General features: G+C 63.2%; 12 protein-coding genes. 10 read left to right on the top strand and 2 right to left on the bottom strand.

Features of this window, described 5'->3' with window-relative positions; all coding sequences use genetic code 11:
• The first annotated feature begins 68 nt into the window (after nt 1-68).
• From mdcA to madM, 9 genes are all read left to right on the top strand, one after another.
• Complete coding sequence (gene mdcA / locus AC07VV_RS09095) at nt 69-1,739, top strand: malonate decarboxylase subunit alpha (protein ID WP_495036048.1); 1,671 nt, start codon at nt 69-71, stop codon at nt 1,737-1,739.
• Nucleotides 1,739-2,611, top strand: coding sequence for a triphosphoribosyl-dephospho-CoA synthase (locus AC07VV_RS09090; protein ID WP_495036047.1), 873 nt, complete (start codon nt 1,739-1,741; stop codon nt 2,609-2,611). Before mdcA ends, AC07VV_RS09090 begins: the two co-directional genes overlap by 1 nt.
• Complete coding sequence (locus AC07VV_RS09085; RefSeq protein WP_007913697.1) at nt 2,611-2,910, top strand: malonate decarboxylase subunit delta; 300 nt, start codon at nt 2,611-2,613, stop codon at nt 2,908-2,910. The genes AC07VV_RS09090 and AC07VV_RS09085 overlap by 1 nt, the downstream gene beginning before the upstream one ends.
• Nucleotides 2,903-3,754 (top strand): biotin-independent malonate decarboxylase subunit beta, encoded by an 852-nt coding sequence (locus AC07VV_RS09080; RefSeq protein WP_495036046.1) that lies wholly within the window; start codon nt 2,903-2,905, stop codon nt 3,752-3,754. Before AC07VV_RS09085 ends, AC07VV_RS09080 begins: the two co-directional genes overlap by 8 nt.
• A complete protein-coding gene (mdcE, locus tag AC07VV_RS09075; protein WP_495036045.1) occupies nt 3,751-4,536 on the top strand; it encodes a biotin-independent malonate decarboxylase subunit gamma in 786 nt (261 codons plus the stop codon). The genes AC07VV_RS09080 and mdcE overlap by 4 nt, the downstream gene beginning before the upstream one ends.
• Nucleotides 4,530-5,150, top strand: coding sequence for a malonate decarboxylase holo-ACP synthase (locus AC07VV_RS09070; protein WP_495036044.1), 621 nt, complete (start codon nt 4,530-4,532; stop codon nt 5,148-5,150). Before mdcE ends, AC07VV_RS09070 begins: the two co-directional genes overlap by 7 nt.
• Complete coding sequence (gene mdcH / locus AC07VV_RS09065) at nt 5,147-6,067, top strand: malonate decarboxylase subunit epsilon (protein ID WP_495036043.1); 921 nt, start codon at nt 5,147-5,149, stop codon at nt 6,065-6,067. The genes AC07VV_RS09070 and mdcH overlap by 4 nt, the downstream gene beginning before the upstream one ends.
• Nucleotides 6,068-6,131: 64 nt before the next feature.
• A complete protein-coding gene (gene madL, locus AC07VV_RS09060) occupies nt 6,132-6,548 on the top strand; it encodes a malonate transporter subunit MadL (RefSeq protein ID WP_085709094.1) in 417 nt (138 codons plus the stop codon).
• A gap of 1 nt (nt 6,549) precedes the next feature.
• Nucleotides 6,550-7,314, top strand: coding sequence for a malonate transporter subunit MadM (gene madM, locus AC07VV_RS09055; protein WP_495036042.1), 765 nt, complete (start codon nt 6,550-6,552; stop codon nt 7,312-7,314).
• 132 nt (nt 7,315-7,446) lie between these two features.
• On the opposite strand, the gene AC07VV_RS09050 is transcribed toward madM, so the two are convergent.
• Nucleotides 7,447-8,367, bottom strand: a complete 921-nt coding sequence (locus AC07VV_RS09050) for a LysR family transcriptional regulator (protein ID WP_007953313.1) — start codon at nt 8,365-8,367, stop codon at nt 7,447-7,449.
• 141 nt (nt 8,368-8,508) lie between these two features.
• Here AC07VV_RS09050 and trhA point away from each other — a divergent pair, with 141 nt between their 5' ends.
• Entirely contained in the window at nt 8,509-9,126 is a 618-nt protein-coding gene (trhA, locus tag AC07VV_RS09045; protein WP_007953311.1) for a PAQR family membrane homeostasis protein TrhA, read from the top strand.
• A gap of 109 nt (nt 9,127-9,235) precedes the next feature.
• Here the strand turns inward: trhA and AC07VV_RS09040 are convergent, their stop codons facing one another.
• The gene (locus tag AC07VV_RS09040; protein ID WP_192559197.1) at nt 9,236-9,955 is read right to left on the bottom strand and encodes a 16S rRNA (uracil(1498)-N(3))-methyltransferase; all 720 of its coding nucleotides are present in this window, start codon (nt 9,953-9,955) and stop codon (nt 9,236-9,238) included.
• Between the last annotated feature and the right edge of the window lie 2 nt (nt 9,956-9,957).

Below are 9,957 nucleotides of genomic sequence, written 5' to 3'. Positions count from 1 at the left end.
CGCTTGATTGATGCCCCCACCCGACACTCCTAAGGTAGCTCCACGACAGCGAACCCCGTGGAGTGAGCATGACAACAACAATTTCCCCCGACTCGCGCTGGACGCGGCGGCGTGACGAGAAGCAGCGTCGCCTCGACAAGGTGCGCGGGCTGGCCGACGGTGTGGTGTTGCCCACCGACAGGATCGTCGCGGCGCTCGAAGCGCTGATCCTGCCTGGCGACCGTGTGGTGCTGGAGGGCAACAACCAGAAACAGGCGGATTTCCTTTCCCGTGCGCTGGCCAAGGCTGATCCCGAGAAACTCCACGACCTGCACATGATCATGCCCAGTGTCGGCCGCTCCGAGCATCTGGACCTGTTCGAACGCGGCATCGCCCGCAAGCTCGATTTCTCCTTTGCCGGCACCCAGAGCCTGCGCATCAGCCAATTGCTTGAAGACGGTCTGCTGGAAGTCGGCGCGATTCACACCTACATCGAACTCTATGCCCGGCTGGTGGTGGACCTGATCCCCAACGTCGTGCTCTCGGCCGGGTTCATGGCCGACCGTGCCGGCAACATCTACACCGGCCCAAGCACCGAAGACACCCCGGCGCTGATCGAACCGGCAGCCTTCAGCGACGGCATCGTCATCGTCCAGGTCAACCAGTTGGTGGACGACGTCAGCGAACTGCCCCGTGTGGACATTCCTGCGTCGTGGGTGGATTTCGTGGTGGTGGCGGACAAGCCGTTCTACATCGAACCGCTGTTCACCCGCGACCCGCGCCACATCAAGCCTGTGCACGTATTGATGGCGATGATGGCGATCCGCGGGATCTACGAAAAACACAATGTGCAGTCGCTGAACCACGGCATCGGTTTCAACACCGCCGCCATCGAACTGATCCTGCCGACCTACGGCGAATCCCTCGGCCTCAAAGGCAAAATCTGCCGCAACTGGACCCTCAACCCGCACCCGACGCTGATCCCGGCCATCGAAAGTGGCTGGGTCGAAAGCGTGCATTGCTTCGGCACCGAACTGGGCATGGAAAACTACATCGCTGCTCGCCCCGATGTGTTCTTCACTGGCCGCGACGGCTCGCTGCGTTCCAACCGGATGTTCTGCCAACTGGCCGGGCAATACGCGGTGGACCTGTTCATCGGCGCAACCCTGCAAGTCGATGGCGATGGCCATTCCTCCACCGTGACCCGTGGTCGCCTCGCTGGTTTCGGTGGCGCACCGAACATGGGCCACGACCCGCGCGGCCGTCGTCACGGCACCCCGGCGTGGCTCGACATGCGCCATGACGATTCGCAGCAGCCGATGCTCGAACGCGGCAAGAAACTCGTGGTGCAGATGGTCGAGACGTTCCAGGAGGGCGGCAAACCGACCTTCGTCGAAACCCTCGACGCGGTGGAGGTGGCGAAGAAAAGCGGCATGCCGCTGGCACCGATCATGATCTACGGCGACGACGTCACCCACCTGCTCACCGAAGAGGGCATCGCCTACCTGTACAAGGCGCGCTCGCTGGAAGAGCGCCAGGCGATGATCGCAGCGGTGGCCGGCGTCACCGCCATCGGCTTGCGTCACAACCCGAAAGACACCGAACGCATGCGCCGCGAAGGGCTGATCGCCTTGCCCGAAGACCTCGGCATCCGCCGCACCGACGCCACCCGCGAATTGCTTGCGGCGAAGAGCGTGGCCGATCTGGTCGAGTGGTCCGGCGGCCTCTACAACCCACCCGCCAAGTTCAGGAGCTGGTAATGCACGCACTCAACCTGCAACCCAAAACCATCACTCTCGCGGAACGGCTGGCGGATCTGGCAGTGGACGCGTTGATCGACGAAGCCGATCTGTCGCCGAAACCGGCGCTGGTCGACCGTCGCGGCAATGGTGCGCATACCGATCTGCACTTGGGATTGATGCACGCTTCGGCGCTGGCGTTGTGGCCGGCGTTCAAGGAAATGGCCGAGGCCGCGCTTGAATTCGGCGAGATCGGCTTACCGCTGCGCGAAGCCGTCGGCCGCATTGGACGGGAAGGCGAGCAAGCGATGCTCGCCACCACCCACGGCGTGAACACCCATCGCGGGGCGATCTGGGCGTTGGGCCTGTTGGTCACGGCCGCTGCGCTGGATTCGAAGTCCGCCAGTGCCAGCGCCGTCACTCTGCGCGCTGCGCGTCTGGCGTTGCTCGATGACCGTTATGCGCCGCGCCCGCTGAGCCACGGCGCGCAAGTCGCCCAACGCTATGGCGCTCGCGGTGCCCGGGAAGAAGCGCAACTCGGTTTCCCGTCCGTGCTGCAACGCGGTCTGCCGCAGCTCAAACGCAGCCGCGCCGCCGGTCATGGCGAACAGAACGCCCGGCTCGATGGCTTGCTGGCGATCATGACCGACCTCGCCGACACCTGCGTGCTCTACCGCGCTGGCGAACAAGGTCTTTACGCCATGCAGCTCGGCGCTCAAGCGGTACTCGATGCAGGTGGCAGCGCGAGCCTCACCGGTCGCCGCCGTCTGCACGAACTGGATCAACAACTCATCGCATTGAATGCCTCGCCCGGTGGCGCCGCCGACTTGCTCGCCGCCACGTTGTTGCTCGACCGAGTCGAGCGCGACGGCATCCTTCAGGGAGCGTTTTGATGGAAACCTTATCTTTTGAATTCCCCGCCGGGCAGCCGCCACGTGGTCGGGCGCTGGTCGGATGTGTCGGTTCCGGCGATCTGGAAGTGCTGATCGAACCCGGCCTGGCCGGCAAGTTGACGATCAACGTGCAGACCTCGGTCAACGGCGCACAGCTGCGCTGGCAGCATCTGTTTGCGCGGATGTTTGACGGCACCACACCGCCGGCGATGGCCATCGATATCCACGACTTCGGCGCGACCCCGGGCGTGGTGCGCCTGCGTCTGGAACAAGGCTTCGAGGAGATCGGCCATGACTGATACCTCAGCGCTTCTGCATAAGCATTCATTCGTCGAACTCGGCGCCCGGCAGCGGGCGAAAGCCCTGCTCGATACCGGCACTTTCCGCGAACTGCTCGACCCGTTTCAACGCGTGATGTCGCCATGGCTCGAACGTCAGGGCGTAGTGCCGCAGGCCGATGACGGCGTGGTGATCGCCAAGGGCAGCCTCGATGGTTTGCCGGTGGTGATCGCGGCGATTGAAGGCGCGTTTCAGGGCGGCAGCCTCGGTGAAGTCGGCGGCGCGAAGATCGCCGGCGCACTGGAACTGGCCGCCGAAGACAACCGCAAAGGCATCCCGACCCGCGCCATCCTGCTGCTGGAAACCGGCGGCGTGCGCTTGCAGGAAGCCAACCTCGGACTGGCGGCGATTGCCGACATTCATGCGGCGATTGTCGATCTGCAGCAGTACCAACCGGTGGTCGGCGTGGTGGCCGGCAGCGTTGGTTGCTTTGGCGGGATGTCGATTGCCGCAGCCCTGTGCAGCTATTTGCTGGTGACCCAGGAAGCACGCCTCGGTTTGAACGGCCCGCAGGTGATCGAGCAGGAAGCCGGGATCGAGGAATACGACTCCCGCGACCGGCCCTTCATCTGGAGCCTGACCGGTGGCGAGCAACGGTTTGCCAGTGGTCTGGTGGATCGTTACGTCGCCGATGACGTGGCGCAGATTCGCCAACAGGTCGGCGAGTTGCTGCAACAAGGCTTGCCGACACAACCGCGCAGTCAGCGGGCCGAGTGGTTCCTGCAACGACTCGCGAGCCTGGACACTGACACGCAAATCGAGCCTTCGGTGGTTCGCGATCTGTATCGAGGAGAGCGCTTATGAGCGGGTATTCCGTGCGCGGTTTGAACTGGTTCAACGCCTTGAGCGCTGGCGCGCATGCCGTTGAAGGTTTGCCGCCATCGCTGAAGGTCGCTGACGGGCCACTCGGGCGTTTTATTGCCGTGGTCGCCGACCCGGAAAACCGTTTCCCTCGGGCTCGCAACGGCGAAGTCGGTTTGCTCGAAGGCTGGGGCCTGGCCAAAGCGGTGGATGATGCGATCAGCGCCGACCGTGACAAAACGCAAAAGCGCCCCTTGATCGCCATCGTCGATGTGCCGAGCCAGGCCTATGGCCGCCGCGAAGAAGCCCTCGGCATTCATCAGGCCCTGGCCGGTGCGGCGGACGCTTATGCCCGCGCGCGTCTGGCCGGGCATCCGGTGATTGCGCTGCTGGTGGGCAAGGCCATGTCGGGGGCGTTTCTGGCCCACGGTTATCAGGCCAATCGCTTGATCGCCCTGCGTGATCCGGGGGTGATGGTGCATGCGATGGGCAAGGCTTCGGCGGCGCGGGTGACCTTGCGCAGCGTCGAAGAACTGGAAACCCTGGCCTCCAGCGTGCCGCCGATGGCCTATGACATCGACAGCTATGCCAGCCTCGGCTTGCTCTGGGAAACCCTGTCGGTGCAGCAGATCGAACAGCCGACGACGGAGGATCTGGTGCGGGTCGGCGAATGCCTGAAGCAAGCCATCGGCGATGTTGCTGCGACTGACTTGAGCAATCGTCTCGGCGCGAAAAATCGCGAAGCCTCCAGCCGCGTGCGTGAACTGCTGAGGGCGCAGTGGTGAACACGCCTCTGGCCCACGATCTGCTGTGGGGCATGACGCCGGCGCAGTTGCCGGCGGATGCGCCGCAGTGGGCAATTGATTCGCTGGCGGCCGGGCAACCGGTGGTGGTGCGGCGGGCGTTGAGTGAAGACGGGTTCGTGGCGGTGGGCGTGCGCGGTCGGTTGCGCGAGCAGCGGATGGCGGCGTTCATGGCGATCGATTCGATTGCCTGTCGGGTCAGCCCGGAAGCGCTTTGTCAGATCGACAGCGAGCGTGATCTGCCGGTCATGCACGCGCTGCGGCAACTGCGGCCGGTGCTCGATGATTGCGGTTGGATCTGGGGCGTCTGTGGCAGCGTCGGGTTTGAGCTGGCCAGTGGATTTACGGCGATGCACGAGCGCAGCGATCTCGACTTGATCCTGCGTACACCGCAACTCATCACCCGTAATCAGGCACGTAAATTGGTCGCAGTTTTCGATCAGGCGATCTGTCGAGTCGACATGCAGTTGCAGACGCCATTCGGTGCAGTCGCCCTGCGCGAGTGGGCCGGGAATGCTTCGCGGGTGCTGCTGAAAAGTGCCCATGAAGCCTGTCTGGTCAGCGACCCATGGAACCCGCAGGAGCAGGCAGCGTGAGCAGCCTGCTGGTGTTTCCCGGCCAAGGCGCGCAGCAGCCCGGCATGCTCCAGCGGTTGCCTCGGGAAACGCTGATCGAGGCCAGTGATGGGCTCGGTGAGGATGTCTTGCGGCTGGATTCCAGCGAAGCGTTGCGCAGCACCCGGGCGGTTCAGCTCTGTCTGCTGATCGCCGGGGTCGCGGCCTCGCGGCAGTTGCTGCAGGACGGACTCAACGCAGATTACGTCGCCGGCCTGTCCATCGGTGCCTACCCGGCAGCAGTGGTCGCCGGAGCATTGAGCTTCAGCGATGCGCTTCATCTGATCAGCCTGCGTGGCGAGTTGATGCAGCAGGCTTATCCACAGGGCTTCGGCATGACCGCGATCATCGGCCTGCAATTATCCACAGTCGAAACACTGCTAGCGCAGGTACACGGCGCAGAAACACCGGTGTACCTGGCCAACATCAACGCCGATAACCAGGTGGTGATTGCCGGCAGCGACAAGGCGATGCAAGCGGTCGCCGAGCTGGCACGCAGTCGTGGCGCCGGTCTGGCAAAGCGTCTGGCGGTCAGTGTGCCGTCGCACTGCCCGTTGCTGGATGAGCCTGCGCAAACCCTCGCCGAAGCATTCGCCAGGGTCGAATTGAAAACACCGAAAATCGCTTACCTGAGCGGCAGTCGCGCAAGACCTGTGACCAAGGCTGAAGCGCTGCGCGACGATCTCGCCTTCAACATGTGTCGCGTAGTGGACTGGCGCGGCACCGTGCAAAGCGCCTACGAGCGCGGTGTGCGACTACAGATCGAACTGCCGCCCGGTGCGGTGCTGACCGGGCTGGCGCGCCGGGTGTTCGAACAGGGGACTGTCACTGCCTTCGACAGTGCCCGGCTCGACACCTTGCAGGCGCTGTTGCGTGAGGAGGAGGGCAGAAGAACCTAAATCACCGACTCAGGCTTCGAACAACAAAAACAACATTCGACGATGCACTTTGAGGACTACAACAATGATTATTTACGGTGTGGCGCTGCTGGCGATCTGTACGCTGGCAGGGGTGATCATGGGTGACCTGCTCGGCGTGCTGCTGGGGGTCAAATCCAACGTCGGCGGGGTCGGCATCGCCATGATCCTGTTGATCTGCGCGCGGTTGTGGATGCAGAAACGCGGCGGCATGACCAAGGATTGCGAGATGGGCGTCGGCTTCTGGGGCGCCATGTACATTCCGGTGGTGGTAGCGATGGCCGCGCAACAGAACGTTGTCACCGCCCTGCACGGCGGCCCGGTGGCAGTGCTGGCGGCAATCGGTTCAGTGGTGGTCTGTGGCTGCACCATTGCCCTGATCAGCCGCACCCACAAGGGCGAACCCTTGCCCGACGAGCCGGCGGAAGTCTCCCCGGTCGGCACGCCCGTAGGAGGTCGCTGACATGTGGGATCTCATTGAAAAGGGCCTTGAACACAACGGTCTGGTCACCGCGTTTGCCTTCGTCGGCGTGATCATGTGGGTCTCGGTGATTCTCTCCAAACGCCTGACGTTCGGGCGGATTCACGGCTCGGCGATTGCCATCGTCATCGGTCTGGTGCTGGCCTGGGTTGGCGGCACCATGACCGGCGGACAGAAAGGCCTGGCGGATCTTTCGCTGTTCTCCGGCATCGGCCTGATGGGCGGCGCGATGCTGCGGGATTTCGCCATCGTTGCCACGGCTTTCGAGGTGCAGGCGACCGAGGCGAAGAAGGCCGGGTTGATTGGCGTGATCGCGCTGCTGCTGGGCACGATCCTGCCGTTCATTGTCGGCGCGTGCATGGCCTGGGTCTTCGGTTATCGCGATGCGGTGAGCATGACCACCATCGGCGCGGGGGCGGTGACTTACATCGTCGGCCCGGTGACCGGTGCAGCGATTGGCGCGACTTCGGATGTAATGGCGCTGTCGATTGCCACCGGGTTGATCAAGGCGATTCTGGTGATGGTCGGCACACCGGTGGCGGCGCGCTGGATGGGCCTGGATAATCCGCGTTCGGCGATGGTGTTTGGCGGACTGGCCGGGACTGTGAGTGGCGTGACGGCGGGGCTGGCGGCGACGGATCGGCGGTTGGTGCCTTATGGGGCGTTGACGGCTACTTTCCACACCGGATTGGGTTGTCTGCTTGGGCCGTCGCTGTTGTATTTCATCGTCCGCGCAATTGTTGGCTAACTGATCCCGACCGATGATCGTTCCCACGCTCTGCGTGGGAATGCAGCCGGGACGCTCCGCGTCCCAAAAGCGGACGCAGAGCGTCCATTGAGGCATTCCCACGCGGAGCGTGGGAATGATCATCAGCCGCGATCATTGGGAGCCTTGGCGATTCGCATACATCCGACACTCCGCCAACAACGCCAGCAGATTCGGATCCCGCTCCTTGGCCTTCAAGAACACCACACCAATGTGCTGCTGCAACCGGTACTTCTCCTGCAACGGAATCAGCTTCACCCGGTTCTCGTACACCGCCGCAATCCTCCCCGGCAGCAACGCATAACCGACCCCGGAACTGACCATGCTCAGCAGGGTGAAGATGTCGTTGACCTGCATCGCCACCTTCGGCTCGAACCCCGCCTGGCGGAACACCCGAATACCGTCCTGATGGGTGGCAAAGCCTTGCGTAAGGGTGATGAAGGTTTCGTCGCGCACCTCCGCCAGATCCACTTCGCTGCGTTGGGCGAAGCGGGAATCGGCCGGCGTGGCGAGAAAGATGTCGTCGGAAAACAGTGGAATCTGCTCGCAGTCCGGGTCGTTGACGCTGTCGTCCAGCGACACCAGGATCGCGTCGACTTCCATGTTTTTCAGCTTGTAGAGCAGGTCGATGTTCGAGCCGAGGATCAGATCGATGTTGAGTTCGCTGCGGCGGATCTTCAGGCCCATGATCAGCTGCGGCACGGTCTTCACCGTCAGCGAATACAGCGAGCCGAGCTTGAAGCGTTCAGCCGAGAACCCGGCGGCTTCGCGGGTCAGGCGCACGCTTTCGACCACGTCCTGAATCAGCTTCTGCGCCCGCTCTTCGAGTACATAGGCGCTCTCCAGCGGCGTCAGGTTGCGTCCTTCGTGCTTGAACAACGGGCAGCGCAGGGCGCTTTCCAGTGAATGGATCGCGCGGTGCACGCTGACGTTGCTGGTCTGCAGCTCGGCGGCGGCGCGGGCGAGGTTGCCGGTGCGCATGAAGGCGAGGAACACCTCGAGTTTCTTCAGGGTCAATTCTTCGTCGATCAGCATGGCGCGGACTCTTCTTGGTATCGGTCGATTGTGCCCAAATATCAGGACAGGCGCAGGCCCGCGTTGAACGGAAACATTGCGCTTTTACGCTCAAGGCCCGAGCCTTGCGCGCTGCGGTAATGAAATCGAGGTGTGCGACACATGTATCACGGAGAAAAACTGAACGCCTGGACGCATCTGGTCGGGGCGATAGCGGCGTTTGTCGGGGGCGTCTGGATGCTGGTGATTGCCAGCCTCGACGGCAGCCCGTGGAAGATTGTCAGCGTGGCGATTTACGCCTTTACGTTGCTGGTGCTTTACAGCGCATCCACCGTGTACCACAGCGTGCGCGGGCGCAAGAAAGCGATCATGAAGAAGGTCGATCACTTTTCGATCTACCTGCTGATCGCCGGCAGTTACACGCCGTTCTGCCTGGTGACCCTGCGCGGGCCGTGGGGCTGGACGTTGTTCGGGATTGTCTGGGGGCTGGCGCTTATCGGCATCCTGCAAGAGATCAAACCGCGCTCGGAGGCGCGGATCCTGTCGATCGTGATCTACGCGGTGATGGGCTGGATCGTGCTGGTGGCGGTCAAACCGCTGATTGCAGCGCTGGGAACGGCAGGGTTTGCCTGGCTGGCGTCGGGCGGCGTGTTGTACACCGTGGGGATCATCTTCTTTGCCCTCGACCATCGGTTGCGACATGCCCACGGGATCTGGCATCTGTTTGTGATCGCGGGGAGTTTGCTGCACTTTGTGGCGATCTTGTTTTACGTCTTGTAACCCGACGGACTGATCGTTCTTAGGCTCTGCGTCACGCGGTTTGGGACGCGGAGCGTCCCGGGCTGCATTCCCACGCAGAGCGTGGGAACGATCAATCCGGCAAAAAGGGTTAGAAATCACCCCACAGTTGCTGCGCCACCGCCAGCGCCACAACTGGCGCCGTCTCGGTGCGCAGCACGCGCGGGCCGAGGCGGGCGGCGTGGAAGCCGTTGCCTTTGGCCTGCTCGACTTCGGCGTCGGACAAGCCGCCTTCAGGGCCGATCAGGAACGCCAGGGTCGATGGCTTGGCGTGGCTGACCAAGGGTTCGGCCACCGGGTGCAGGACCAGTTTCAGTTCGGCTTCGGTCTGTTTCAACCAGTCGGCCAGCAACACCGGCGGATGAATCACCGGCACCCGCGAGCGACCGCATTGCTCGCAAGCGCTGATCGCCACCTGGCGCCAGTGCAGCAGGCGTTTGTCGGCGCGTTCGTCCTTGAGCCGGACTTCGCAGCGTTCGCTGAAGATCGGGGTGATTTCGTTGACGCCCAGTTCGGTGGCTTTCTGGATCGCCCAGTCCATCCGCTCGCCCCGGGACAGGCCCTGGCCGAGGTGGATTTGCAACGGCGACTCGACCTGGCCGGCGAGTTGTTCGTCGATCCTGACCGTCACGCGCTTCTTGCCGACTTCCAGCAGTGCACCGCGAAACTCGTGGCCGGAACCGTCGAACATCTGCACCGCATCGCCCTCGGCCATGCGCAGCACGCGGCTGATGTAATGCGCCTGGGCTTCCGGCAGTTCGTGTTCGCCAATGCTGAGCGGGGCGTCGATAAAGAAGCGGGACAGTCTCATTT

It is taken from the genome of Pseudomonas sp. GW821-FHT02C04, assembly GCF_059421845.1.
Note: the sequence above shows the minus strand (reverse complement) of the source record. Positions and strands in the feature narration are given on the sequence as shown.